The sequence below is a fragment of the Micromonospora sp. WMMB482 genome, assembly GCF_019038635.1.
In the GTDB taxonomy this organism is placed as follows: Bacteria; Actinomycetota; Actinomycetes; order Mycobacteriales; family Micromonosporaceae; genus Micromonospora; species Micromonospora marina.
The window spans coordinates 3,563,432-3,588,019 of record NZ_JAHOPD010000020.1; the positions used below are offsets into that span (position 1 = coordinate 3,563,432).

25 protein-coding genes are annotated in these 24,588 nt (G+C 74.6%); 12 read left to right on the forward strand and 13 right to left on the reverse strand.

The genetic code is table 11. The annotated features are described in order from the left end of the window. The first annotated feature begins 15 nt into the window (after nucleotides 1-15). From KSK32_RS17960 to KSK32_RS17970, 3 genes are read left to right on the forward strand one after another with little or no spacing between them, the layout of a single operon-like run. Nucleotides 16-321, forward strand: coding sequence for a DUF6403 family protein (locus tag KSK32_RS17960; protein ID WP_216932253.1), 306 nt, complete (start codon nucleotides 16-18; stop codon nucleotides 319-321). Beyond that, on the forward strand, nucleotides 318-1,667 hold the full coding sequence (locus tag KSK32_RS17965; protein ID WP_216932254.1) for a hypothetical protein: 1,350 nt from the start codon (nucleotides 318-320) through the stop codon (nucleotides 1,665-1,667). The genes KSK32_RS17960 and KSK32_RS17965 overlap by 4 nt, the downstream gene beginning before the upstream one ends. Beyond that, on the forward strand, nucleotides 1,664-2,776 hold the full coding sequence (locus KSK32_RS17970; protein ID WP_216932255.1) for a hypothetical protein: 1,113 nt from the start codon (nucleotides 1,664-1,666) through the stop codon (nucleotides 2,774-2,776). Before KSK32_RS17965 ends, KSK32_RS17970 begins: the two co-directional genes overlap by 4 nt. Before the next feature lie 26 nt (nucleotides 2,777-2,802). On the opposite strand, the gene KSK32_RS17975 is transcribed toward KSK32_RS17970, so the two are convergent. Then, the gene (locus tag KSK32_RS17975; RefSeq protein WP_216932256.1) at nucleotides 2,803-3,369 is read right to left on the reverse strand and encodes a snapalysin family zinc-dependent metalloprotease; all 567 of its coding nucleotides are present in this window, start codon (nucleotides 3,367-3,369) and stop codon (nucleotides 2,803-2,805) included. Between the two features lie 116 nt (nucleotides 3,370-3,485). Here KSK32_RS17975 and KSK32_RS17980 point away from each other — a divergent pair, with 116 nt between their 5' ends. The 5 genes from KSK32_RS17980 to KSK32_RS18000 all read left to right on the forward strand — a co-directional run bounded on the left by KSK32_RS17980 (nucleotide 3,486) and on the right by KSK32_RS18000 (nucleotide 8,789). Next, nucleotides 3,486-3,875 carry a globin gene (locus KSK32_RS17980; protein WP_289256308.1) on the forward strand — a complete coding sequence of 130 codons (390 nt, stop codon included), beginning with the start codon at nucleotides 3,486-3,488 and terminating at the stop codon, nucleotides 3,873-3,875. Between the two features lie 160 nt (nucleotides 3,876-4,035). Next, nucleotides 4,036-4,752, forward strand: coding sequence for a hypothetical protein (locus KSK32_RS17985; RefSeq protein WP_216932257.1), 717 nt, complete (start codon nucleotides 4,036-4,038; stop codon nucleotides 4,750-4,752). Between the two features lie 13 nt (nucleotides 4,753-4,765). Beyond that, a complete protein-coding gene (locus KSK32_RS17990; RefSeq protein ID WP_216932258.1) occupies nucleotides 4,766-5,026 on the forward strand; it encodes a hypothetical protein in 261 nt (86 codons plus the stop codon). After that, nucleotides 5,023-5,430, forward strand: a complete 408-nt coding sequence (locus KSK32_RS17995; RefSeq protein ID WP_216932259.1) for a hypothetical protein — start codon at nucleotides 5,023-5,025, stop codon at nucleotides 5,428-5,430. The genes KSK32_RS17990 and KSK32_RS17995 overlap by 4 nt, the downstream gene beginning before the upstream one ends. Nucleotides 5,431-5,474: 44 nt before the next feature. Beyond that, a complete protein-coding gene (locus KSK32_RS18000; RefSeq protein WP_216932260.1) occupies nucleotides 5,475-8,789 on the forward strand; it encodes an AAA family ATPase in 3,315 nt (1,104 codons plus the stop codon). Nucleotides 8,790-8,833: 44 nt separating this feature from the next. Here the strand turns inward: KSK32_RS18000 and KSK32_RS18005 are convergent, their stop codons facing one another. The 9 genes from KSK32_RS18005 to KSK32_RS18045 form a co-directional block, all read right to left on the reverse strand. Further along, the gene (locus tag KSK32_RS18005; RefSeq protein ID WP_216932261.1) at nucleotides 8,834-9,688 is read right to left on the reverse strand and encodes an ABC transporter permease; all 855 of its coding nucleotides are present in this window, start codon (nucleotides 9,686-9,688) and stop codon (nucleotides 8,834-8,836) included. Continuing rightward, a complete protein-coding gene (locus KSK32_RS18010) occupies nucleotides 9,685-10,698 on the reverse strand; it encodes an ATP-binding cassette domain-containing protein (RefSeq protein ID WP_216932262.1) in 1,014 nt (337 codons plus the stop codon). The genes KSK32_RS18005 and KSK32_RS18010 overlap by 4 nt, the downstream gene beginning before the upstream one ends. Nucleotides 10,699-10,901: 203 nt before the next feature. Further along, nucleotides 10,902-11,885: an aldo/keto reductase gene (locus KSK32_RS18015; RefSeq protein ID WP_216932263.1), complete on the reverse strand. Its 984-nt coding sequence runs from the start codon at nucleotides 11,883-11,885 to the stop codon at nucleotides 10,902-10,904. Nucleotides 11,886-11,992: 107 nt separating this feature from the next. Then, nucleotides 11,993-12,847 (reverse strand): aldo/keto reductase, encoded by an 855-nt coding sequence (locus tag KSK32_RS18020; protein ID WP_216932264.1) that lies wholly within the window; start codon nucleotides 12,845-12,847, stop codon nucleotides 11,993-11,995. Nucleotides 12,848-12,962: 115 nt separating this feature from the next. Continuing rightward, the gene (locus tag KSK32_RS18025; protein WP_216932265.1) at nucleotides 12,963-14,138 is read right to left on the reverse strand and encodes an endonuclease; all 1,176 of its coding nucleotides are present in this window, start codon (nucleotides 14,136-14,138) and stop codon (nucleotides 12,963-12,965) included. A gap of 40 nt (nucleotides 14,139-14,178) precedes the next feature. Continuing rightward, nucleotides 14,179-14,391 carry a hypothetical protein gene (locus KSK32_RS18030; RefSeq protein WP_254187104.1) on the reverse strand — a complete coding sequence of 71 codons (213 nt, stop codon included), beginning with the start codon at nucleotides 14,389-14,391 and terminating at the stop codon, nucleotides 14,179-14,181. 53 nt (nucleotides 14,392-14,444) lie between these two features. Further along, nucleotides 14,445-15,200, reverse strand: a complete 756-nt coding sequence (locus KSK32_RS18035; protein ID WP_216936186.1) for an FkbM family methyltransferase — start codon at nucleotides 15,198-15,200, stop codon at nucleotides 14,445-14,447. A gap of 13 nt (nucleotides 15,201-15,213) precedes the next feature. Beyond that, on the reverse strand, nucleotides 15,214-17,085 hold the full coding sequence (locus KSK32_RS18040) for a sulfatase (protein WP_216932266.1): 1,872 nt from the start codon (nucleotides 17,083-17,085) through the stop codon (nucleotides 15,214-15,216). Then, nucleotides 17,082-17,903: a CDP-alcohol phosphatidyltransferase family protein gene (locus KSK32_RS18045; RefSeq protein ID WP_254187105.1), complete on the reverse strand. Its 822-nt coding sequence runs from the start codon at nucleotides 17,901-17,903 to the stop codon at nucleotides 17,082-17,084. Before KSK32_RS18045 ends, KSK32_RS18040 begins: the two co-directional genes overlap by 4 nt. A gap of 158 nt (nucleotides 17,904-18,061) precedes the next feature. On the opposite strand from KSK32_RS18045, the gene KSK32_RS18050 reads away from it, so the two are divergent. Both KSK32_RS18050 and KSK32_RS18055 read left to right on the forward strand, forming a co-directional pair. Beyond that, nucleotides 18,062-18,568, forward strand: a complete 507-nt coding sequence (locus KSK32_RS18050) for a helix-turn-helix transcriptional regulator (protein ID WP_289256312.1) — start codon at nucleotides 18,062-18,064, stop codon at nucleotides 18,566-18,568. A gap of 32 nt (nucleotides 18,569-18,600) precedes the next feature. After that, entirely contained in the window at nucleotides 18,601-20,061 is a 1,461-nt protein-coding gene (locus KSK32_RS18055; RefSeq protein WP_216932267.1) for a serine hydrolase, read from the forward strand. 21 nt (nucleotides 20,062-20,082) lie between these two features. On the opposite strand, the gene KSK32_RS18060 is transcribed toward KSK32_RS18055, so the two are convergent. Genes KSK32_RS18060 through KSK32_RS18070 form a run of 3 tightly spaced genes read right to left on the reverse strand, consistent with a single transcriptional unit; the run spans nucleotide 20,083 to nucleotide 22,471 of the window. Continuing rightward, complete coding sequence (locus tag KSK32_RS18060; RefSeq protein WP_216932268.1) at nucleotides 20,083-20,787, reverse strand: hypothetical protein; 705 nt, start codon at nucleotides 20,785-20,787, stop codon at nucleotides 20,083-20,085. Nucleotides 20,788-20,789: 2 nt separating this feature from the next. Next, nucleotides 20,790-21,575, reverse strand: a complete 786-nt coding sequence (locus KSK32_RS18065; protein ID WP_216932269.1) for an ABC transporter permease — start codon at nucleotides 21,573-21,575, stop codon at nucleotides 20,790-20,792. Beyond that, entirely contained in the window at nucleotides 21,572-22,471 is a 900-nt protein-coding gene (locus tag KSK32_RS18070) for an ABC transporter ATP-binding protein (protein ID WP_216932270.1), read from the reverse strand. Before KSK32_RS18070 ends, KSK32_RS18065 begins: the two co-directional genes overlap by 4 nt. Before the next feature lie 132 nt (nucleotides 22,472-22,603). Here KSK32_RS18070 and KSK32_RS18075 point away from each other — a divergent pair, with 132 nt between their 5' ends. Both KSK32_RS18075 and KSK32_RS18080 read left to right on the forward strand, forming a co-directional pair. Next, on the forward strand, nucleotides 22,604-23,842 hold the full coding sequence (locus KSK32_RS18075) for a sensor histidine kinase (RefSeq protein ID WP_216932271.1): 1,239 nt from the start codon (nucleotides 22,604-22,606) through the stop codon (nucleotides 23,840-23,842). Continuing rightward, nucleotides 23,818-24,510 carry a response regulator gene (locus tag KSK32_RS18080; RefSeq protein WP_374226752.1) on the forward strand — a complete coding sequence of 231 codons (693 nt, stop codon included), beginning with the start codon at nucleotides 23,818-23,820 and terminating at the stop codon, nucleotides 24,508-24,510. The genes KSK32_RS18075 and KSK32_RS18080 overlap by 25 nt, the downstream gene beginning before the upstream one ends. Nucleotides 24,511-24,588 lie beyond the last annotated feature (78 nt).

Consider the following 24,588-nt stretch of genomic DNA (forward strand, 5'->3'; position numbering starts at 1 on the left):
CGTTAGACAGAGATCATGACCGCGAGCGTGCTGCAGTGGCTGGTCGGGGGTGTGGTGGCGGTGGCCGCCGGTTTCCTCGCCGTGTTGCTGCCCCGGCGCCGTGCCCGGGCCGAGGGGCGGCGGGTCGCCTGGTCGTCGGCGCGGGCGGCGATCCACGATGCCACGGTGAGCCGGGACGCGTCCCTGACGGCGGTGCCGGAGGCCGAGCGTCTGCTGGCCCGCGCCGAGCTGCTCGCCGCCGCACGCGGTGGCGCCGACGCGGCCCGCGCGGCGGCGGAGCACGCCCGCCGCGCCGACGGGCTGTGGCGGGCCGGGCGATGACGAGGGTACGCCGGGAGCTGCTGCGCTGGTCGCTGCTGGCCGCCGCGGCGACCGTGCTCGTGGTGTTCCTGGTGGCGCAGCGGCAGAGCGTGGAGGTCAGCTACGGGCGTTCCCCGTCGACCGCCGCGCTGCCGGAGGGCTCGGCCGGGGAGTTGAGCGACGCGAGCGTGCCCTCGGTCGAGGAGATGACCGCGCTGGTCGCGGCCGATCCGGTGGTCCGGCTGCCGGGCGCTGTCGCGCGCTGGGACGAGCAGCGGGTCCGGGCCGCCATCGGTGACCGTGGCACCCGCATCCTGGTCGCCCCGCCCGGTCTCGACGAGGCCGAACGCCGGCGGGTGAAGGACGTGGAGAGCGCCGGGATCCGGATCGTCGGCACCGAGGTCAGCGGTGGCATCTACGTGGCCTCGCCGGACGACCTGCCGGGCTGGCGGGCCCGGTTCGCCACCGCCGACGTGACCGGCCCGCTGCTCACGCTGCTGGCGACGCTGCACGACCAGCCGACCCCGCCGGACGGCGACGACCTGCGCTGGCGGGAACCGACCGGCCCGGAACTGGCCCCGGTGGTCACCGCGTTGCGCGCCACCGGCCGGTACGTGGGCACCGGCGCCTCGCTGCCCCGGCTGCCGGAGAAGGCGGCGGGCGCCGCGTTCCCGGACGGCGCCTGGTTCGTGGTGCTGCCCGTCCAGCCGTACGGGGAGCCGCTGCCCGCGTACGGGCCGGCGCTGCACCGGCTCGCCCCGGACCAGCCGCTGGTGGTGATGTACGGCGACTGGATCGAGTACCACGGTCCGGGTGCGGCGTCGTTCGCCGAGGTCGCCGCCGCGAGCTTCTACGCCCAGTTCGGCGGGCGGCTCGGCCGTTACGCCTATCCCCAGCAGAACGTGCTCGGCGCGTATCTGGCCCAGGTGACCGACGTGCGGTACGCGGGGCTGTTCGACCGCCCGCTGCCGTACCGGCCGTTCGACCCGCTGCGGGTGGCGTTGCCGGCGCTGCCCTGGCTCTTCGCCGGGTGCGTGGCGGGTTTCGTGGTGCTGTCGATCCGTACCGTGCGGGGGTCCGGCCGCCGTCGGGCCGACGTCGGTCCCGGTGGCACGCCGGCCCGGCTGGCCGGGCTCTCCGCGCTGGCGGTGGAGTTGTCGCTGCTCACCGACGCGCGTAGCGACCCGGCGCTGGTCCGGGGCGTGGGCCGGTTGCGGGCGGCCCGGGACGCCTTCGACGACGGGTTGCCGGACCGGCACGTACGCGATCTGCTCGCCGACGCGGCGGCCGAGCTGGACGACGTGGCCCGGGAGGTGCGGATGCCCGGCTACCGGCCGGACGTCTACCTGCGGGCGAGGCTGTCGTGAGCCGCGTCGCGACCCGTCCGGAGCGGGCGGCGGCCCGTCGTGGCGCGGCGGCGACCGGCCCGCGCCGGCTGCTGGGCCGCCTGGTCGGTACCGCGTTCGGCCGGGCGGTGCTGGCCTGCCTGGCGCTGGCCGGCTGGGCGCTGTGGACCAGCGGCATCCTGGACGGGCCGGTGGCGCGGCAGGTACGCGGCTCCTCGGTCTACGCGGCGCCCGGGGTGGACCTGGACCGGGCCGCCGCCGAACGGGTCGTCGGCAACCGGCGGCTGGTGGTGCTGATCATGGAGCCGGGCGCCGACCTGCGGGAGGCGTGCGACGACACCGAGCGCGCCACGCAGGGCACGCTGGTGCTGGCGATGAGCCGCGACGGTGATGACTGGGACACGTACGGCTGCTCCCGCCTGGGCGGCGACGGCCCGCGTGACCTCGGGCGGGCCGTGGTCGTCGAGACCACGATCGGCCGGGGCGCTGACGCGTTCGTGGACCGGCCGGTCGAGGCGCTGAAGGTGATCGTGCTCAACTACGACCGGCTGGTCCGGGCCGGTCTGGTGCCGGACGGTGCTCGTACCATCAGCCCGTCGTTGCCCCGCTATCTGCTGGCCGGCGGCGCGGTGGCCGGGGTCGTCGCCGGTGCGGCGGTGCTCTGGTTCGGTGGGCGGCGGGCCGGTCGGCTGGCCGACGCGCGGCGGGCCGGGCGGGACGCGCGCGCCGACGAGCGGGCCGCGCTCGGGGCCGCCACCGCTGTTCTCGCCCAGCAGATCATCGACTTGGACGGGCGCGCCGGGCCGGTCGCCCCGGCGTACCGGCGGCTGGCCGCCGACTACGTCGGCCTGCTCGACGACGTGTCCGGCGTGGACGGCGGTGCCGAGTCGCTCCGCCGGCTCCGGGAGCGGGTCGAGGAGCTGAGCGGCCGCGCGGCGGATCTCGCCGACGACGCGACGTCCGGCCGGCGCGCGGACCGGCCAGGCGGCGGGAGGCCGGACAGGACGGGAGCCGGGAAGTCCGGCAGGCCGGCGACCGGGCGGCCGGACAAGGCTGCGGCCGGGAAGCCCGGCAAGGCGGCGGCCGGTGCGGCGGGGAAGGGCCGGACGCGCGGACGGGGCCGGCGGTGACCCGCCGACCCCGTCGTCAGGCGTCGTCAGCGCTGCGCGCCCACCGTCGAGGCGGCCGGCCAGCTGCCGGTGAAGACCTGGGCGGGCGTCGCGCTGCGGGCGGCGAAGCCGAACAGCGAGTCGACCCGGGCGGCCTCGGCGGAGCTGGGGTACGGGTTGGTGCAGCTCGTACCGGCGCTGCCGCCGGACATCAGGAGGGCGCAGTTGCCGTTGTAGTTGTCCGGCAGGCCGAGGATGTGGCCGATCTCGTGCGTCATGATGCGCAGCGGCGAGTACTGCTGGGCCTGGTAGTAGTCGATCACCACGCGGCCGTTGCCGAGGCTGGTGCGCTGGGCGTACGAGCCACCGCCGTAGGTGTAGGTGATCCGCAGGTTGGACCCGCACTGGGCCATGTTGATGTTGTTCGTGTAGTTGTTCCAGATCGCCGCCGCCTGCACCGCCGTGTTGGCGAACGGGCCGGCCTGGCTGATGTTGTAGCAGACGTTGCGGACGGCGGCGGAGGCCGGAGCCGGGTTGACGGCTACCGCGCCGAGCGCTGCCAGCGTCGCGGCCGCGAGGGTGGCGAGGATCCGGGACAGCTTGGGCTTACGCATGGTTCGCACTCCTTGGGATGGGGGGTGAGCGGAACGCCGCCAGCCTATATATCGGCAATCATCGATATCAAGCGTTGCGGTGAACTGACCGGGCTCGATCATCCGTACCCCTGGTCGTGCGGACCACGGAGCTGGTGACCTGTTCCCGCGAGCCTTCCGACCGGCTCGGCCCGGTCGCCGTGCGCGCGGCGGTGCACCGCTGGCTGCGGCTGATCGCGGCCGACGCGGAGCTGGCGCCGTACCTGATCGGGGTGGACCGCCGGCGGCTCGCCGCGCTGCTCACCGCCCGGCTGGACGCGGCGCTGCGCGGGATGGGGCGGAGTCCGGACGGCGGGCCCGCGGACGCCGCTGGGCCGGTCCTCGGTGGACCGCGGCGGTCGCCGCTGACCGGGGAGCAGTGCTGGCGCGTCCTGGACTACCTGGCCGCCGCGCTCTGGGCGCTCGACCTGCCGGCGGCGACTGTCGTGCACGCGCAGCGGGCCGTGGCCGGGTTGCTCCGGGCCTGACCGTCCGTCCGGACGGGTGGTGCGTGAACCGGGCACAGGAACAGTCGTTCACGCCGCCGGGTATCCCCGGTTTTCCTGTCGGCCTCCCGTCACGCAGGGTGTTTTTCTGATCGCTTCCGGTCGATACCGTCAGGCCACTGCCGTCGACGAAGGGCCGACGATGAACGACAACGGACAACCGCTCGACCGTCGGCGACTGCTCGCCGGCGCGGCGGCGGCCTCGGCGGTCACCGTGACCGGCCTGGCCGTCGCCTCCACCACCGGTGCCGCGGCGGCCGCTCCGAGCCGCCCCGCGACGCCGCTCGTCACCCGGGACCGCATCGCCGCCGCCGCGCTGCGCGCGCCCGACGGGTCAGCGCTCCCGGTCGCCGTCCAGGCCGACTTCCACGCCCGGCTCGCCGCCTGGCTGGCGTTCTGGTCGGCGAACTCGCCGTCGGCCTGGAGCGCGCCGGTGCAGGTGGTCGCCCGGATCGAGGCGGCCGGCGACGCGCTGGTCCTGCACGCCATCCGGCACCGCCGCGACGACGACGAGCTGCGCGCCGGCTTCGCCGCCGGCCGGCGGGACGCCACCCACCTGGCCACGCTGGCCAGCCTGCACCACCACTTCCCGAGCGTGCGGGTCCGCCCGGACGGCACGATCCGGGTCGCCGACGGACCCGCCGGGTTCACCGGCGCGCCGGAACAGGTCGCCTTCGCGGTCGCGGCCTGCCGCGAGCTGTGGGGCGACGCGGCGGCGACCGCCGGCCGCTGGGCGGAGCACGCCGCTCGGGTGCTCGCCCGTGCCGGGCACCGCATTGACGCCGCCTCGCACGCCGGCTGGGCGGCCTTCACCCGCACCAGCCTGCGTCGCGGGCTGGGCACCGAATCGTACGAGTGACCGGAGGAAGCACATGGCCCGCAACGAGTTCCGCTTCGTGGTCGACGGCGTCGACCTGAGCCCCGAGCAGCAGACACTGATCGCCGCGGAGATCCAGAAGGCCGGCCTGGCCGCGCTGCGTACCGCCGACGCCAAGCTGACCAACCCGCTGACCGTCGGCCACGGCAACATCAAGCTGCGCCCCGAGTGGTACGGCCTCTGGGTCATCGACGGCCCGTTCGCCCAGGAGCTCGGCCAGAAGATCAACGACATCGGGTTCTGGATCCAGCGGTGACCGACACCACCCGGCCGGCCGGCACGCCGGAGCGGATGTGCCCGAGCACCCCGGCGTCGAACGCCACTGTGTTCCTCGGCATGATCACTCCGGCGGGCCGGGTGGCCTACGTGACCCCGGCCGCACCGGCCGAGGTGGCGCTCGCCGGGCTCGGCGGCTCCGACGAGCCGATCGAGTCGCGCGCCCGGCTCGCCGGCCCGTGCGTCACCTCGTCCTGCGGCTTCTGGACCGGCTCGCACTGCGGGCTGGGCGCCCGGATGGCCGCCTCGTACGCCGAGACCGCGCCGCCCGCGGAGGAGACGCTGCCGAAGTGCGCGATCCGGCGTACCTGCCGGTGGTTCGCCGAGCAGGGACCGGCCGCCTGCCCGGCGTGCGCGCACGTCGTCACCGACGCGCGGCTCTGAGCGGCCCCCTCTTTGTCAGACCTTTCGACTAGCGTCGTGAGGTCATGGAGCCGCGGTTCGGGCCGGAGATCATCGGGCGGGAGCATCCCGCCGCGCTGCTGCGCGCCGAGGTGGCCCGGCTGGTCGACAGCCACGGCGGTCTCGTCCTGGTCACCGGCGAGCCGGGCATCGGCAAGACCACGCTGGTCTCGGCCGCCGCCGACGAGGCCCGCCGCGCCGGAGCACTGGTGCTCGGCGCCGCCTGCTGGGACTCCGACACCGCCCCCGACTACTGGCCCTGGGTGCAGGTGTTGCGGCGGCTGGCCCGGTCCGCCGACGACCCGCGCGGCGTGCGGGAGGCGGCCGGCGCCGGCCTGGCGGCACTGCTGGGCGAGCACGCGGCCGGCGACACGACCGAGCCGGGTGACGCCGGGCGGGCCGAGTTCGACAGGCACGACGCGGTGACCGCCGCCCTGGTCGCCGTCGCCCAGCACCGGCCGGTCACCGTGGTCCTCGACGACCTGCACTGGGCCGACCCGGCGTCGCTGCGGCTGCTCCAGTTCGTCACCCAGCACGCCTGGTTCGAGCGGCTGCTGCTGATCGGCACCTACCGGGACGCCGAAGTCGAGTCGGTCGAGCACCCGCTGCGGCCGTGGCTGCTGCCGCTCACCGCCAAGGCCACCACCGTCACGCTCGCCGGGCTCGACCGCGCCGAGGTGGCCGCACTGATGGCCCGTACCGCCGGCCGGGAGCCCGCCGCGAGCCTGGTCGACGAGGTGCACCGGCGCACCGGCGGGAACCCGTTCTTCGTGGAGCAGACCGCCCGGCTGTGGCACACCCACGGCCTCACCGACACCGTCGCTCCCGGCGTACGGGAGGTGGTGCGCCGCCGGCTCGACCAACTGCCCGCCGGAGTGGTCGAAGCGCTCACAGTGGCCGCGGTGCTCGGCCGCGAGTTCGACACAGGGACGCTCGCCGCCTGCGTACCCGCTCCGGTCGCACAGGTCGACCGGCTGCTCGGCCGCGCCGCCGCGGCCCGGCTGGTGCTGCCCCGCGACGGCGGACGATTCGTCTTCGTGCACGACCTGGTCCGCGAGACCCTCTACGACGGACTGGCCGACGGTGAACGGCGGGCCCGACACGCGGCTGTGGTCCGGGCCGTCGACCGGTCGGACGCGCTGGCCGGCACGCTCAGCCCGGCCCACCTGGCCCGGCACGCCTGGCTGGCCGGCGCCGAGCTGACGTCGCAACGCGCCGGTGACCTGCTGCTGGCCGCCGCCCGCGATGCCGGGGGCCGGATCGCCGTGGACGAGTCGGTACGCCACTACCGGCGCGCGCTGGAACTGACCGGCGAGCCCGGCCGGCGGGTCCGGGTACTGCTGGAACTGGCCGGGCTGCTGCACCACGCCGGCCCGCCCGCCGAGGTCGAGCGGCTGCTGGCCGAGGCCGCCGCGCTGGCCCGGGAGCTGCCCGATCCCGGCGTGCTGACCCGGGTGGCGCTCATCGCGCACCGGCAGCACTCCGCCACCCGCCGCCGGCTCGACGCCGCCGAACTGGTCCGCGAGGCGTACCGGCGGTTGATCGCGGACCCGGAGCCGGAGCGGCCGGTACGCGCGCTGGTCACCGACCTGATCACGGCCACCGAGACGCTCGCCCGGCACGGCCGCGACGACGAGGCGCTCACCTTCAGCCTGTGGGCCCGCCACGACACCACCTGGGGGCTCGGCACCGCGCAGGAACGGGCCGTGGTCACCGCCGAGATCCGGGAGGTGGCCCGCCGCGGCGGCGACCGGGAGACCGAGCTGTGGGCCACGGCGCTGCGCTGGGTCGCGTTGCTGGAGCTCGGTGATCCGGGCTACCGGCACGAGCTGGCCGCGTTCGTGACCGGTGCGCAACGCGGTGACGTGGCCCGGCAGCGGGTGGCGGCGACAGCGGACAGCGCGATCATCGCGGCGTTCCAGGGTGACCTCGCCGCCGCCGAGGCGTGCTTCGCCGAGGCGGAGAGCTACCGCGAGTCGGCGCACTCCGACCACGCGTTCATGACGCACCACATGCGCTGGTCGGTGCTGCTGTTGTACGGCCGCGTCACCGAGGCCGAGGCGGTGCTCGACCGGATGGGTGCCGCGCACCCGCAGGCCGAGCTGCTCCGGGCGATCACCGCCGCCGAGCGCGGCGACGCGGCCACGGTGCTGCGGCTCACCGCCGCGATCGAGGCCGCCGGCACCGCGTACCCCCGGTCGGTGTCGCCGCTGTGGCTGCGCCTGCGGTCGCAGGCGGCGGCCGTGGACGGCGACCCGGTCCGGTGCGCGGAGGTGCGGGCCGCTCTGGCCCCGCACCGCGGGCAGTGGACGGCGGCGTTGTTCGGGTGCGACATCGGCGGCCCGGTCGACCTGTGGCTGGCCGTGGTGGACGCGGCCGCGGGCCGGTGGGACGACGCGATCGACTGTTACACGGCGGCGCGGGAGGCCGCGGACCGCCTGGGCGCCCGGCCCTGGTCGGTGCTGGCCCGGGCCGGGCTGGTGGGCGCGCTCGCCGGGCGCGACGGGCCGGGCGACGCGGCCGAGGCGTGGCGGCTGCGGACCGAGACGGTGGCCGAGGCGCGGGCGCTGGGCATGGCCCAGGTGGTGGACCGGCTGGGCGCGACGGAGCCCGCCCCGGCGGCGGCCTCCACAGTGGTCGCGCCGGTGGCGGCCCGGCTCGGCGCGGGCGCGCCGGCTCTGGTCGCCGCGTCGTCGCAGGCGGGCCGCCGCGCCGCGTCGGGTCTGTCCCGGGCAGGTGTGGTCCATGGGAAAGCGCGGCCGCCGGACCCCGTCGTGGCAGGCGCGGCCGTGGTCCGGCCGGAGTTCCGGCCGGACGGGCCGGTGTGGCGCCTCGCGTACGACGGCGTCGTGGTGCACCTGCCCGACGCCAAAGGGCTGCACGACCTGCGGCTGCTGCTGAGCCGGCCCGGCATGGACGTGCCCGCCGTCGAGTTGCTCGACCCGGCGGCGGGCCCGGAACTCGTCGCCGCGCGCCGCCTCGGCGCCGATCCGGTGCTCGACGACGAGGCGAAGGCCCGCTACCGCCGGCACCTGCGGCGGCTCGACGACGAGATCGACCGGGCGGCGGCGCGCGACGACGGGCGGCGGCTGGCCGAGCTGGACGCCGAGCGCGCGGCGCTGCTCGACCAGTTGCGGGCCGCCGCCGGCCTGGCCGGGCGCAGCCGGCGTCTCGGCGACCAGGCGGAACGGGCGCGCAAGGCGGTGACCGGGCGGATCCGGGACACGCTGCGCCGCATCGGCGAGCGGCATCCGGCGCTCGCCGCCCACCTGCGTGAGTCGGTCACCACCGGCGGCGCCTGCCGCTACCGGCCGGCCGAGCCGGTGCCCTGGCGGCTCTGACCGACGAGGTGGCGGGGCCGCGTGGACCCCGCCACCGTGTCACGTCAGCGCCGGTTGTAGCGGTACATGGTCAGCGTGCCGAACACGACCACGAAGAGGGCGCTCCAGAGCAGCATCCACATGGTGCTCGGGCCGTCCATCGTGCCGGCCATCGCGGCACGGACCGAGGTGACGAGCTGGGTGATCGGGTTGACCTTGACGAACGCCTGCAGCCAGCCGGGCATGGTGGACGGGTCGACGAACACGTTGCTCAGGAACGTCAGCGGGAACAGCACCATCATGCTGGTCCCCATCACCGACTTCTCGCTGCGCAGCACCAGGCCGAAGAACGTCCACACCCAGGAGAACGCGAACGAGAAGACCACCAGCAGCCCGATCCCGGCCAGCACCCCGAGCAGCCCGCCGTCGGGACGGAAGCCGAGCACCACGCCCACGGTGAGGATGACCACGGCGGCCAGGACGTAGCGCAGCACGTCACCGAAGATCATCCCGACGAGCGCCGCCGGCCGCCAGACCGGCAGCGTACGGATCCGGTCGAAGACGCCCTTCTCGATGTCGCTGTTCAGCCCGATCCCGGTGTACATGGTGATCATCACGACGCTCGTGACCATGATGCCGGGCAGGAAGAACTGGAGGTACGCACGCGGGCTGTCGGCGAGCGCGCCACCGAACAGGTACGTGAACATCAGCACCATGATGATCGGGAACGCGGTCACGTCGAACAGCTGCTCCGGCACGTGCTTGATCCTCAGCAGCGCGCGCCAGCCGAACGTCAGCGACGCCGACAGCGCGCTGGGCCGGGCCGGCCGCTCGGCCGGAGCGAGCACCGTGGCCAGCGCCTCGGTGGACGGCATGTAGACGGACGGCGCCCGCCCGGTGGTGATCGCGGTGTCGCTCATCGCGCCGCCTCCAGTTCGTCGTCCCGCTCGTCCGCCGGGACGGCCGGGTGGTCGGTCAGGGCCAGGAAGACCTCGTCCAGGCTGGGCTGGCCGAGGGAGAAGTCGTCCACCACGATGCCGGCGGCGGCCAGCTCACCGAGCGCCCGCGCCGCCTGCGTACCGGCCTCCAGGTCGGTGCCGTCCTCGCCGACGCGGGCGGTCAGCGCCGCCGGGTCCGCGGCCAGCTGCACCGGTACGCCGAGCGACGCCCGCAGCACCTGCTCGGCCTGCGGCCGCTGCTCCGGATCGCGCAGCCGGATGTGGACGCTGCCCGCGCCGATCGACGCCTTCAACTCGCCCGGGGTGCCCTCCGCGATCACCCGGCCGTGGTCGACCACAGCGATCCGGCCGGCGAGCTGATCCGCCTCGTCCAGGTACTGCGTGGTCAGCAGCACCGTCGTGCCGTACGCCACCACCGCCCGCACGATCGCCCACACCTGGTTGCGACTGCGCGGGTCCAGCCCGGTGGTGGGCTCGTCGAGGAACAGCAGATCCGGGGTGTTGAGGATGCTCGCGGCGATGTCGATGCGCCGCCGCATCCCGCCGGAGTACTTCTTCACCTGCCGTCCCGCCGCATCGGTCAGCCCGAACGCGGCGAGCAACTGCTCGGCCCGGACCCGGGCGCCCGCCCGGCCCAGCCCGAGCAGCCGGCCCAGCAGGACCAGGTTCTCCGCCCCGGTCAGGTCCTCGTCCAGCGAGGCGTACTGGCCGGTCAGGCTCACCCGGGAGCGCACCGCGTCGGCGTCACGCACCACGTCGTGCCCGAAGACCCGGGCCGTGCCGCCGTCCGGGCGCAACAGCGTCGCCAGCACCCGTACGGCGGTGGTCTTCCCGGCGCCGTTCGGGCCCAGCACGCCGTACACGGTGCCGGCGGGAACCCGCAGGTCCAGCCCGTCGAGTGCCCGGGTCGAACCGAAGGACCGGACCAGGCCCTCGGCCTCGACGGCCAGGCCGGTGTTCCGGTTGCTCATGAATCGCTACCTCTCGTCGTCGATGTCCTCGACAGGCGGCGTGCCGCCAGACCGATCGCCTGTTTCAACGAGGCCGGGAAGCTGTGGTGGTGTGCCGGCCTCACCCTAAGGGCGCCAGACGGCCCGCCAGATCCGATCTGGCGGTGGCGATTCCGTTGACCGGCCGGGCCCGGCGGCGTGTCGGCCGCCCGGCTCGGCGCCGGTCAGCGTGCCGAGTCCAGCCGGGTCCGCTGCTCGGCGGTCAGCTCCAGGTCGACGGCGGCCAGGCTCTCCTCCAGCTGCGCCACCGACGAGAAGCCGACGAGCGGGACGGACGGCTGCTCCCCGCCCATCAGCCAGGCCAGCACCACCTGGTTCACGGTGGCGCCGGTCTCGTCGGCCACCGCCCGCAGCGCCGCCAGCCGGGCCGGGGTGGCGGGCAGCACGTACTCCTCGCCGAGCCGCTCCGGCCGGACGTACGCGCCCTTCAGCAGCGGCGAGTACGCGACCAGCGTGAGCTGCGGCTCCGTGCGCAGGTAGCTGAGCAGGTCGGGGCCGACCCAGCCGACGTCGCCGTCCGGGTCCAGCTCGCTCGGCACGTCCAGGCGCCGGGGCAGGTAGCTGCGGTGGTACTGGAGCACCTCGTACCCGGGCAGGCCGGCCCCGGCGGCGAGCGCGCGGGCCCGCTCGACCCGCCAGGCGCGGTGGTTGCTGGCGCCCAGCAACCCGACGGTGCCCTCGGCGACCAGCTCGGCGAAGCCCTCCACCGTCTCCCGCATCGGGATCGTCCGGTCCTCGATGTGGGCGTAGAGCAGGTCGATCCGCTCGACGCCGAGGCGCTCCCGGCTGCGCTCGGCGGACTCGCGGATCACCTTGGCCGACAGCCCCTCCGGGTTGTCGACGTAGCTGGTGCCGGGCGCGAGCGGACGGGCACCGAGCTTCGTGGCGATGACCACCTCGCCGCCGATGCCGCGGCTGCGCCGCCAGCGGCCGAGCAGCTCCTCGCTCTCGCCACCCTGGCCCCCGTTGTGCCAGAAGGCGTAGTTGTCCGAGGTGTCGATGAAGGTGCCGCCCGCCTCGACGTACCGGTCGAGGATGGCGAACGAGGTGGCCTCGTCGGTGGCGGTGCCGAACAGCATCGCGCCGAGGCTGAGCACGCTGACCTCGCGGCGGGTGGCCGGGTCCGTGCCGATGGTGCGGTAGCGCATGTCTTCCTCCCCGTCGGAGCTTTGCCGGTCACCCTGCCCCTTCGAGTGCGCGCGAAGTCAACAACGGAGGGGCCCCGGGATTCCGGGGCCCCTCCGACGCGTGACGCTCAGCTCGGGATGTAGTCGAACTCGTCCGGGTTCGGGCCGGTCCGGCCGGCCTCGCCCCGGTCCAGCGAGGTGAGCCGCTCCATCGCGGCGTCGTCGAGCGTGAAGTCGAAGATCGCGAAGTTCTCCTCGATCCGCTTCGGGGTGGTCGACTTCGGGAAGACGATGTCGCCGCGCTGCACGTGCCAGCGCAGCACCACCTGGGCCGGGGTCCGGCCGACCTGCTCGGCGACGTCGACGACTGTCGGGTCGCCGAGCACCTTGCCCTGCGCGATCGGCGACCACGCCTCGGTGGCGATGCCGTGCGCCCTGTCGTACGCCCGCACCTCCTCGTTGCCGAAATAGGGGTGCGCCTCGATCTGGTTGACCGCCGGCACCACGTCCGCCTCGGCGGCCAGCCGCTCCAGGTGCGCGACCTGGAAGTTGGACACGCCGATCGACCGGACCGTGCCCGCGTCACGCAGCTCCTCCAGCACCTTCCAGGTGGATACGAAGTCGCCGTCGTAGCGGGTGGGTAGCGGCCAGTGGATCAGGAACAGGTCGAGGTAGTCGAACTTCAGCTCCCGCAGTGACTGCTCGAACGCCTTGCGGGCGTCGTCCGGGCGGTGGAAGCCGTTGTTCAGCTTGCTGGTGACGAAGACCTCGCCGCGGTCCAGCCCGGAGGCGCGCAGCGCCTGACCCACCTCGGCCTCGTTGCCGTACATCTGGGCGGTGTCGATGTGCCGGTAGCCGACCTCCAGCGCGGCGCCGACCGCCCGGGCGGTGTCCTTCGGCTCGATCTGGAAGACACCGAAGCCGAGTTGCGGGATGGTGTTGCCGTCGTTGAGTGCGATGTCGGGAATGCCGTTCTGGGCCATGAGAGCCTCATCTCCGATCGTGCGGTGCCCGGGCGCGTCCGTGCCGACCGCCCCCGGCCGTGCCAACCGGATGTCTCTACCCGCTGGCCACGCTTCTTCACATCGGGGACGAGCGTCAACCCCAGATCGAGCGCGCCCACTCGGGGTGGTCGACGAACGGGTTCCGGTTGCCCTGCCAGCGCTCGTAGATGCGCTGGTTGCGGCGCTTCTCGAAGGCGTCCGGCGGATCCTGGTCGTTCCAGGCCAGCAGCTTCGACAGCCGCCCGAGCCGGGGCGCGGAGCCGTTGGAGACCGAGTCGTTCGGTTCCAGGTCCGGCCAGCCGTCGCCGCCCTCGTACCGGATCGCCATGTAGAGGATCATGCGGGCCACGTCGCCCTTCACCGCGTCGCGCGGCTCGAACGAGTCGGAGTCGGTGTGGCAGCCGGGCGCCTCGGCCACCGCGCCGCCGCCCGCGTCGAAGTCCTTGTTGCCGCGCAACGAGTTGACCGACACGTCCTCCGGCCGCAGGTGGTGCACGTCGGTGCCGGGGCCGGTGGCGGTGCCGAAGTCGCCGTGCGACTTGGCCCAGACGTGCTCCCGGTTCCAGTCGTCCGCGCCGCCGCCGTTGCTGGTCTTGCTCTGCGAGCGTCCGCTGTAGAGCAGGATCACGTTGGCCGGGTTGGCCGGATCCTGGTCGGTGTCCTTGAGCGCGTCCCACACCTGGTCGTAGCTGAGTTTCGTCTGCACCCTGATGATGCCGTGCAGCGCGGTGCGCAGCGCCGGCCCGGTCCTGCCGGCCGCGCTCGCGTAGTACGCGTCCGGCCCGGCGGTGCCGGTCGGGCCCGGGGTCGGCGCGGGACTCGGCGTGGTGCCGCCGCCGAGGCTCATCGCGGTCGGGTTCTTCAGCCCGCCATGGCTGAAGTACGCGGTGAGCGTGCCGGTGGCTGTCACCTGCCGTCCCCGCAGCGACGGGTTGGTGAGCAGCCCGAAGGTGCTCCGCCAGGCGGCCGTCACCTGCACGTACAGCATCCGGGCGGTGCCGGTCTCGCCCGCCTGGTCGGCGAGGGCGATAGCGGTATCGGCGGTGAAGCCGGAGGTGAGCACCGTGGCGGTGGCGGTGGGCTGGCCGATGACGTAGCCGGTGACGGTGGCCGTCCGGCCGTCCTGGGCGGCGAGCGCCTGCGCCACGGTCAGGGGCGTCGCGGCCGACGCGGCGCCGGTCACGCCGAGTGGGATCCCGACCGCGACGGCGAGCACGACCGCCGCGACCAACCGCCCGGGTCGCGAGCGGGTGACGCGCTTGATATTCATGATCAGCGATGCTAGTCGGAATGCGGTGAACTGCGGGAGGTCACCGGGCCAACTTTTCGTCCCGGCCGGCCGCGGAGACCCGCCGGACCAACGGCGTGCCGGTGATCGGTCGCCGGGCGACACGTGGTTCCCGGCGGGCCAGCGCGGCGGGCTCGACGGCGACCGCGCCGCCGACGAGGAGCAGGCCGAACAGGAACTCCGGGTGGCGCGCGGGGCGGACCCGGGCCGGGACGAAACCGTGCTGCCGGCACACGGTCAGCAGGTGTTCGTGCCAGCCGGGCGCGGTGGCCGGTGGCGCGGTGGCGCTCAGGAGGACGCCAGCCGGGCGTAGACGTCGCCGGAACGACCGGCCGGGCGATACGTCTCCAGCAGGCGCACCAGCCCGGCCGCGTCCAGCCACCTGTCACTCGCGAACCGCATGGTCTCCACCGGCGAGTAGTTGTAGCGGTAGCCGCCCGCCGTCGCGCCGAGCCGTTCCACCAGATCCAGCGCGGCCAGCGCGGCGTCGTGCGCGGGCGGCAGGTACTCGAAGGACAGCCCGCGCACCGGACGGCTGAGCCCGGCCAGCACGTCGACCTCGAAGCCCTCGACGTCGACCTTGCAGAACGCCGGTACGCCGTGCCGCGCGATCAGGTCGTCCAGCGTCACCACCGGCACCTCGACCGACCGGTCCCACCGGACGCCGGCGAAGCTCGGATCGGCGGTGACCGACTCGATCCACGAGGACGACATGGTGGAGACCGTCGGCGTCGCGCTGGACAGCTCCAGCCGCGCGCTCCCGGACCGCGCCCCGACGGCTGTCGGCTCGATCATCACGTCGGCGTCCCGCCCGAAGCCCAGGCGCAGCACCCGCAGGCAGTCCGGCTGCGGCTCCACCGCGACCACGCGCGCACCCAACCGCCGCCAGGTACGCACCCGGCCGCCGACGTGGGCACCGATGTCGAAGCCGAGGTCGCCGGGGGAGAGGAACTGCCCGTAGAGCTGCCGGGCGCGCCGGTGCTTGGCCGGCTGACCGTGGTAGACGGCCAGGGAACGGGTGATCCCCCAGGCCCGAGCGAGCATCGTCACGACATCCCTAACTGTGAGTGGTGGGCTTCGGCCCGAACGCGTTCAGGAACCGGTCGCGGAAGGACTCCATCGGCCAGACCGGGGCCTGCGGGTCGGGGTTGAGGCCGTCCTGCCAGCCCCACCCGGCGATGCGGTCGAGCACCGCCGGGTCCTTCGCGACGACGGTGATCGGCACGTCCTTGCCGGCGCCCTCACCGGTGACCGCCCTGGCCGGCTGGTGGTCGCCGAGGAACACGAGCACCAGGTTCTCGTCGCCGTACCGCTGCACGTAGGAGATCAGCGTGCGTAGCGAGTAGACCACCGCCCGCCGGTACCCCTCCCGGGTGCCCTCCGCCGAGCGGTCGGCGCGCGCCGTCCCCTTGTACACCGAGCCGTCGCCGACGTCGTCCCAGTCGACCAGCGGCGGTATCGGCGTCCACGGCACGTGGCTGGACAGCAGCGGGATCTCGGCCATCACCGGGGGGTGACCGGGCGTGCGCTCGATGCGCTGGAACGCCGAGAGCGTGTACTGGTCAGGTGGCGAGGAGAAGCTGAACAGCGGTCCCCGGTAGCCGAGTTCCCTGGCGCCGTACACCTGGTCGGGGGAGAAGAACTCGGCCTCCGGCCACGCCCGGGTGAGCGCCGGCATGACGAGCGAGGTCCGCCAGCCGGCCCGCTTGAACGCGCCGTTGAGGGTCAGGCGGTCGCTGCGCACGAGGTTTGTGTAGCGCAACTGGTTGTCCGCCCGGATGCCGCTCATCAGCGTGGCGTGCGCGAGCCAGCTCCCGCCGCCGGTGGTGGAGGAGGTGAGGAACGCGCTGCGGCTGCCGTAGCCGGCCGCTCGCAACTGCCGCGTTCCCTCGTCCAGGACGGCGTCCACCTCCGGCGCGAGGTCCGGATCCTCCAGCGCGACCCGGCCGTAGCTCTCCACGAACGTGAACAGGACGTCCTTGCCGCGCAGGGCGGTCAGCAGCTCGTCGCCCGGCACGTTCTGGAACTGGTCTCCGGCGAGCTGCGTGTTCAGGGTCTCCTGGTCGTTGAGGCCCGCCCGTACCTGCCGGGCCCGGTCGTAGAGACCGGCCGCCACCGTGTCGGCGGCGACCGGGACGCCCGGCACGATCTGCGCGCCGAGCACGGCGCAGACCACCCAGGCGGCGGCGAACGCCGTGGTCGCGCGCGCGGTCACCGTCCGGTGGGCGACCACGACCCGGGTCAGCCGCCGCACCGAAAGCGTCACCAGCAGCGGTACGGCGAGAGCGGCGGCCACCGCCAGCGCCACCGCGCCCACCTCGGCGGCGCGACCGTACGACTCGGACAGGAACTCCGCGCCCGCGCCGAGGAACGTCCAGTCGGCGATCAGGTCGAAGGGGCGGTCCAGGACCAGCGAGAACCCCAGGTCGGCGACCTTGAGGACGAGGACCAGGCCGAGCAGCGCGCCGAGGATCGTGGCCACCACGCGGCGCGGACGTGCCGGCAGGACCAGCAGCAGGGCGACGGCGATCAGCCCTTCCACCGGGATGCGCAGGAACGCGCCGGGGCTGAACCGGTTGACGTCGCTCGGCGCGACGAGTGCCACCAGCACGAGCACGGCGGCCAGCGCGGTGACCGTGGCGGTGAGCACCCGCCGGAACCGCCGTCCGCCGGACGCCACGATGCCGTCGTCGCCGGCCACTGTGTCGTGGGGGACGCGGTCGACCGGACCGGCCTCGGACGTGGCACGGTCGCCCGGGTCGCTCGTGGCGCCGTCGGTCCCGGCCGTCATGCCGTCGGTCGTCGTGCCGTCGGTCGTCGTGCCGTCGGTCGTCGTGTCGTCGTTCGCGGTGTCGTCGTTCGCGGTGCCGTTGTTCGCGGTGCCGTTCGGAGCGTCGTCGCCGTCCGCCCGGCGGGACAGGGCGGTCACCGGCGCCGCCCGCCGACCTCGGCGGGCTGGCGCGTGATCCGCACGCCCGGCGTCCACTCGGACCGGTGATGCACCGGCGCGGGGGAGACCGGCGCGGCCGGGAGCGCCACCGGGCGCGGTGCCGGCCGGGCGCGGTGCCGCCTCAGCCAGCCGACGTCACGGCCGAACGACTCGACGAGCAGCGCGAGCGCGCCGAGGAGCACCGCGACGGCCAGCAGGCGGGGCAGGACACCCGCCGCCACCACCGCCAGCGCGATGCCCTGCGTGGCGGCCACCACCTTGCGCCAGTAGCGCGGTGGCAGCGAGCCGCGCATCCACGGCAGCACCCAGCCGGCGGCGACGAAGACGTACCGCATCGCGCCGATCACCAGCACCCACGCGCCCACCTGGTCGGCGACGTACCCGCAGAGGACCAGGACGAGGAAGGAGTCGACCTCCATGTCGAACCGGGCGCCCAGCGCGCTCGCTGTGCCGGTGCGCCGGGCCACCTGCCCGTCGACCCAGTCGAGGGAGAGCGCCACGGCGCTCAGCACGACCAGCACCGGCACCACGATCGGCTCGCGGAACGAGTCGACTGTCAACGCGAACACCCCACCGGTCAGCGTCGCCCGGGTGAGCGTCACCCAGTCGGCCGGCCCGAGCCGGTCCGCGCCCGAGCGGCGCAGCCCGTAGCCGAGTGCCGCGACCGTCACCACCCCGAAGAGCAGACCGGCCAGCCGGCCGTACGCGCTCAGGCCGACCGTGCCGGCCAGGGCCGCCAGTACGCCGACCTGGAGAATCGCCCCCGCGAATGGATCAGTTCGAAGTGCGGACACCATGCCTCCGAGGTAGACGTCACGAACCACACCTGTGTACGGAGAACATGCCCGAACGGTTCGCTCTGATGCCGGAAACGCGCCAGCGGAAGTCACGGAATCGGCAGCTCCGCGCGTTTGTTCGTTTGCACGTAAGTACGTACTTCCGTACCGTGGCTGTCGTGGCAAGCGTGGAGGAACGGCTGGCGGTCCTGGAGGCGCAGGTGGGCCGGCTCGCCGGCGAGCGGGCCGTCACCCGCACGGAGACCGAGGTCACACCGGAGGACGTCTTCTGGGCACTCGACGGCCTGAAGCGGCGGATTCCCGACGACGGCGCCGGCGCGGTGCTCTACACCGGCACCGTCCGCACCGGGGACCGGCACTACGACTGGCAGTACGGCGCCACAGTCGACGACCTGCTCGACGACGACTGGCCCGCACTGGCCGGCACGCTCACAGCGCTGGCACATCCGGTGCGGCTGCGGCTGCTGCGCGAGATCCTCGGCGGGCGGCACGGCACCGCCGAACTGGCCGGCCTCGACGGGATCGGCACCACCGGTCAGCTCCACCACCACCTGCGGCAGCTCGCCGCCGCGGGCTGGCTGCGCAGCGGCGCCCGCGGGCGCTACGACATCCCGCCCGAGCGGGTGGTGCCACTGCTGGCCGTCCTCACCGCCGCCCGCCGCTGACCCGGCCATCCACCCCGACGAAAGGCAGCACCATGCGTACCCCGATCGTTCTCGCCGCCGCCGGACTCGTCGCGGCGGCTGCGGCGACGGTCCTGATGCCCGTGGCCCCGCACCTCGGCCCGGAGCGGACCGGCGACCCGGATCTGGCCGCGACCGTCCGCGCCGCCGTCGACGACACCGAGGGCCTGCGCGGGCTCGCGGTGGCGGTGATCGAGGGCGGCCGGGTCCGCGTCGCGGGCCTCGGCGAGCGGGCTCCGGGCGGGCCGGCCGTCGAACCGGGCACGCCGTTCGAGATCGGCTCGATCGCCAAGCCGCTCACCGGCATGCTCCTCGCCCGGCAGGCGGCGTCCGGCGCGATCGGTCCCGACGACCGGCTGGGCGCCGTCCTGCCCGGGGTGACCGGTCCGGCCGGTGAGGTCACACTCGCCGAGCTGGCCAGTCACCGGTCCGGGCTGCCCCGGCTGGCACTCGACTCACCGGGCGCGATGATCAGCACGTGGTGGGCGGCGGCAACCGCCGGGAACGCGTACACCGGCTACGACGTGGAGCGGATCGTCGCCGCCGCCGGGAGCGCCGACCCCGGCGACCGGGGCACCGTGTCCTACTCGAACTTCGGCGCCGCTCTGCTCGGCCGGGCGCTGGCGGCCCGGGCCGGTGCCGACTATCCGGCACTGCTCCGGCGGGACGTGCTGGATCCCCTCGGCATGGCCGGCACCCTGGTCGCCACCGACGCCGGGGACCTACCGCCCGGGCGTGCCGAGGGCTCCACCGCCGCCGGCCGGGGCGCCGATCCCTGGCTGGGCGTGGGATACGCCCCGGCCGGCATCGGAGTGTGGTCCACTGCCGAGGACCTGGCCCGGCTCACCGCCGCGATGCTCGCCGGCACGGCCCCCGGCGCCGACGCCGCCACGCCCCGCTTCGATGCCGGGGACGACCGGCGGATCGGGTACGGCTGGTTCACCAGCCGCCACGGCGACCGGGAAATCGTCTGGCACAACGGGGGCACCGGCGGCTTCCGGGCGTACCTGGGCTTCGACCGGGCCGCCGACCGGGGCGTGGTGGTACTCGGCAACACCACACGCGATGTCGATCCGATCGGCCTGCGGCTGCTCGACGTCCGCGGTGACGCGGCGGACGAGTCGACCGGCCTGGACGGATGGATCGGCGCGGCGCTCGCGCTGGCGTTCACGTTCCTCGGCGGGATGTCCCTGTGGAGCACCGCGCAGCGCGGAAAGGACCGGGTGACGGTGCTCTCCGACGGGATCTGGGCGGTGGTCTCGCTCGGCCTCGGCCATCGGCTCGGCGACTGGTCGGTGGTGCCGGGCTGGCTCTGGCCGCTCGGCGCCGCGCTCGCCGGGGCCGCCGTGGTGCCCGCCGTGCAGCGGTGGCGCGGGTTGCCCCTCGTGGCCGGGGCACCACCGTGGCGGCGCTGGACCGGCGCGGCGCTGTCCGCCGTCTTCGCCGCGCTGGCCGTGGTGGTCATCGTCGCCTGAGCCCGCAGCCTGCGGCGGCGGTCACCCCGGCGGCGGGCCGCCGGCCAGCCGCCAGTACTGCCGCTTGCCCTCGTCGCGGACCACGACGCCGAGCCGGGCCAACTCCCCGTGCAGCTCCCGGGTCTCGGCGTCGTGACCGCCGTCGAGCGCCCGCTGCCGGGCACGCAGCAGGGCGTCCGCGCCGGGTGGCAGGCCGGGCAGCCCCTCCACCCAGCGCCGGTACGCGTCCCGGTGCGGATCCTGCCCGGTCCACGGCCAGCCCTGCCGGGTGAACGCCGCGCGCAACCGCTCCGCGTCCAGGTCGGACTTCTCCCGGGCCAGCTCGCCACCGGCGGTGTCCAGCAGCACCAGCGCCTTGCCGTCGACGAACACACCCGCCACGTCGGCGCGCGCCAGGTCCCGGCCGTGTCCGTCGCGGTGCAGCCGTACCGATCGGTGCCCGACCGTGACGGTCAGCCGCTCGCGGACCGCCACCACCGCCAGGAACAGGCCGCCGAGCAGGCCCACCCCGGCCCCGATCGGGTACGCCCGATCGTCCGGCCACCGGTCGAGCAGCTCGAACAGGCCCTGGAACGGGAACCAGGCCAGCCCGGCGATCCAGCCGGACAGCGCGGTCAGCCCGGCGCCCAGCCCCGCCCCGAACAGCGGGAAGCCCGCCCACATCAGCATCAGCTCGCCGCGTCCGCCGTCGACCACGACGTCCTCGCCGGTCTGCCAGGCGGCCACGGTCAGGACACCTCCCGGCGCATCGTGCGGACCAGGCCGGCGGCAAGCGGCAGGAGCATCCAGACGGCGAGTGACACGCCAAGCCGGCCCCACTGCCCGCCGGTCATCTCGGCGCCGAGCAGCGGCTCCATGGTGAGCGAGGTGTCCAGCCAGCGGGCCGGCTCGCGCAGCGCGGAGATCATCGCGGACAGCAGGCTCCACACGGTGGGCAGCAGCAGGTAGGCGACGATCGCCAGCGGCGTGTTCAGCAACAGCAGACCGAAACCGGCGCCCATCAGCACGTTCGCCACCTGGAACACGGCCGCGTGCGGCAGCAGTTGCCAGTCGAACGTCCAGGTGCCGGCCCCGCCGGTGGCCGAGGCGGCGAGCGTGCCCGCGGCGGCGACCGCCAGGCTGACCACCACCGAGGCGAGCGCGGCGAGCACCACCGCGGCGAGTTTGGCGACGATCACCCGCTCTCGGCGGGGCACCAGCGCGAACGTGGTGAGCGCGCTGCGCTGCGACCACTCGCCGGTGATCGAGAGGATGCCGAGCACCGGCAGCAGCAGCCCGACCGGCAGCAGCGACGGCGTGAAGAAGGCGGTGAACGTCTGATCCGGCGCGTCGAGGACGAACAGCTGCACCACCACGATCACGGCCGCGATCAGGCCGATCGTGATCAGCAACCAGCGTCCGGCCCGGGTGTCGGCGAGCTTGCGCAGCTCCACGGCGGTCAGCCGGGCCAGCGAGGGGCCGGCGACGGCCGGCTCGTGCCGCGGCGGGGCGGTCGGAACGGCAGTGGTGGTCATCGGACGGCCTCCTTGGTCGACGCGCCGGCGGTGAGGGTGAGGAAGAGTTGTTCCAGGCCGCCGCTGCCGGCCGGCCGCAGCTCGGTGAGGACCAGTCCGGCCTCCGCCGCGGCCTGACCGACCTCGCCCGGCTCGGCCCGGACGACGAAGCCGCCGTCGGTGCCGGCGGTGGCGGGCAGCGCGGCCCGGTCCAGCGTCAGGCGCAGCGCCTGCGCGTCGCGGGCCCGCACGAGCGTGCCGGCACCGGCGAGCAGCTCGTCCTTGCCGCCCTGGGCGACCACCCGGCCGCCGCCGATCACCACCAGCCGGTCGGCCACCGCCTCCACCTCGCGCAGCAGGTGCGAGGAGAGCAGCACCGTGCCGCCCCGGTCGGCGAACTCGCGCAGCAGGCCGCGCATCCAGAAGATCCCCTCCGGGTCGAGGCCGTTGGCCGGCTCGTCCAGGATCAGCACCCGGGGGTCGCCCAGCAGCGCCAGCGCCAGGCCGAGCCGCTGCCGCATGCCCAGGGAGTACGCGCCGACCCTGCGCCGGGCGGCGGTGTCGTTCAGCCCGACCTGGCCGAGTACCGCCGCCACCCGCTCCCGGCCGACGCCCATGGTGCGAGCGGCGAGCGTGAGCGTCTCCCGCCCGGTCCGCCCGGAGTGCTGCGCCGAGGCGTCGAGCAGCACACCGATCTCCCGCCCCGGGTTGGGCAGGTGCCGGTAGGGGCGGCCGCCGACTGTGGCGCCGCCCGAGGTGGGCGGCGTCATCCCGCAGATCATCCGCATCGTGGTGGACTTCCCGGCGCCGTTCGGCCCGAGGAAACCGGTCACCGAGCCCGGTTCGCACCGGAACGTGACGTCCTCGACGGCGGTGTGCGGGCCGTACCGCTTGGTGAGCTGGTCGACTTCGATCATGCCGTCGAGCCTGCCGGGGCCACCCGGTCACCCGCTGCGGCCGACGGTCGGCACCGCCGTCGACCTCGGTTCACCGCAGGCGTCGACTTTGGTAGCTGGTCGCCGGTCCGGACGGCTTCCTAGCATGGGTGGGTGAGCAGCGCCGTCGTACCCGATCATCCCTGGCTCCTGCCGGGCTCCCTGGTGCCCGCCCGAGCCTCCCGGCGGCGGACCCCGCGGGACTGGTTCGTGGACAGCCTGCTGTTCGTGGCCTCGCTGCTCTGGGTGCTCATCGCCCACGGCGACGTCACCAGCGCCACCCCGGAGTTCGGGCTCAACGCCGGTCCGGCCTGGCTGGAGGAGGCCGACCTGCTCATCGGCCTGCTCGTCAGCGGCGCGCTCTGGCTGCGCCGGCGCTGGCCGGTCGGACTGGCGGTGGCCACCGCGCCGCTCATGTTCTTCTCGGTGACCGCCGGCGTCGCGTTGCTGATCATCATGTTCACCGTCCTGGTCCACCGGCCGCTGCCGGTGGGCCTGGCGCTGCTGGCCTGGCAACTGCTGAGCCTGCCGGTCTACCTCGCGATCCGGCCCGACCCGACGATGCCGGTCTGGGCCTCGGCCGTGTGGACCGCGCTGTTCATCTGCGTGGTGGTGGCGTGGGCGCTGTTCGTCCGGGCCCGCCGCCAGCTCGTGCTGTCGCTGCGCGACCGCGCCGAGCGGGCCGAGGCCGAGCAGCAGCTCCGGCTCGACCAGGCCCGGCAGCTCGAACGCGGCCGAATCGCCCGGGAGATGCACGACGTGCTCGCCCACCGGATCTCCCTGCTCAGCCTGCACGCGGGCGCGCTGGAGTTCCGGCCGGACGCGCCGCCGGAGGAGGTGGCGCGGGCGGCCGGCGTGATCCGGGCCAGCGCGCACGCCGCGCTCCAGGATCTGCGCGAGGTGATCGGCGTGCTGCGGGCCGAGGTCGGCTCCGAGGCCACGCCGGAACGGCCGCAGCCGACGCTGGCCGACGTGCCGGCACTCGTCGCCGAGAGCCGCGACGCCGAGGTACGGGTCGCCGTGGTCGACGAGGTGGCCGAGCCGGAGGCGGTACCGGCGGCGATCGGACGCAGCGCGTACCGGATCGTGCAGGAGGGGCTGACCAACGCCCGCAAGCACGCACCCGGCGCGGTGGTGACGGTCCGGCTCGCCGGCGGCCCGGGGGACGGGCTGGCGGTGGAGATCCACAACCCGTGGCCGGTCGGCTCGTCGCCCACCGCCATCCCGGGCGCCGGCACCGGGCTCGTCGGGATCGCGGAGCGCGTCACGCTCGCCGGTGGTCGCCTCGAACACGGGCGGGACGCCGACGGTGGTTTCCGGCTGACCGCCTGGCTGCCCTGGGCGGCCCGGTGAGCGCGCCGGTGCGGGTGCTCATCGTCGACGACGACCCGCTGGTCCGCGGCGCGCTGTCGATGATCCTGGGCGGCGTGCCCGATCTTGCGGTGGTCGGCGAGGCCACCGACGGCGCCGAGGTGCCGGCAGCCGTCGCCGCGTACGCCCCGGACGTCGTGCTGATGGACATCCGCATGCCCCGGGTCGACGGGCTGGCCGCCACCGAGGCGCTGCGTGCCACCGCGGAACCGCCCGAGGTGCTGGTGCTCACCACCTTCGACGCCGACGAGCAGGTGCTGCGGGCGCTGCGCGCCGGGGCGAGCGGCTTCCTGCTCAAGGACACCCCGCCGGCCGAGATCGTGGCCGCGGTACGCCGGGTCGCGGCGGGGGAGGCGACGCTGTCCCCGGCGGTGACCCGCAAGCTCATCGCGCACGTCACCGGCACCGCGCCGGTGCCCGGCCCGGATCCGAAGCGGGAGCGGGCGGTACGCCTGCTCGACGGCCTCTCCGAGCGGGAACGGGAGGTCGCGGTGCTGCTCGGGCGGGGCCGGACCAACGCGGAGATCTCGGCCGAGTTGTTCATGAGCGTGGCCACGGTGAAGGCGTACGTGTCGCGGCTGCTGACGAAGCTGGAGCTGAACAACCGCGTGCAGGTGGCCCTGCTGGTCCAGGACGCCGGCCTGGTCTGACGCGCAGAGGCTCTCATTCGTGATAGTTCCAAGAAGGAGAGTGTCGGCTCCAACGCGTGCGTCTCCTGCCGACCGACA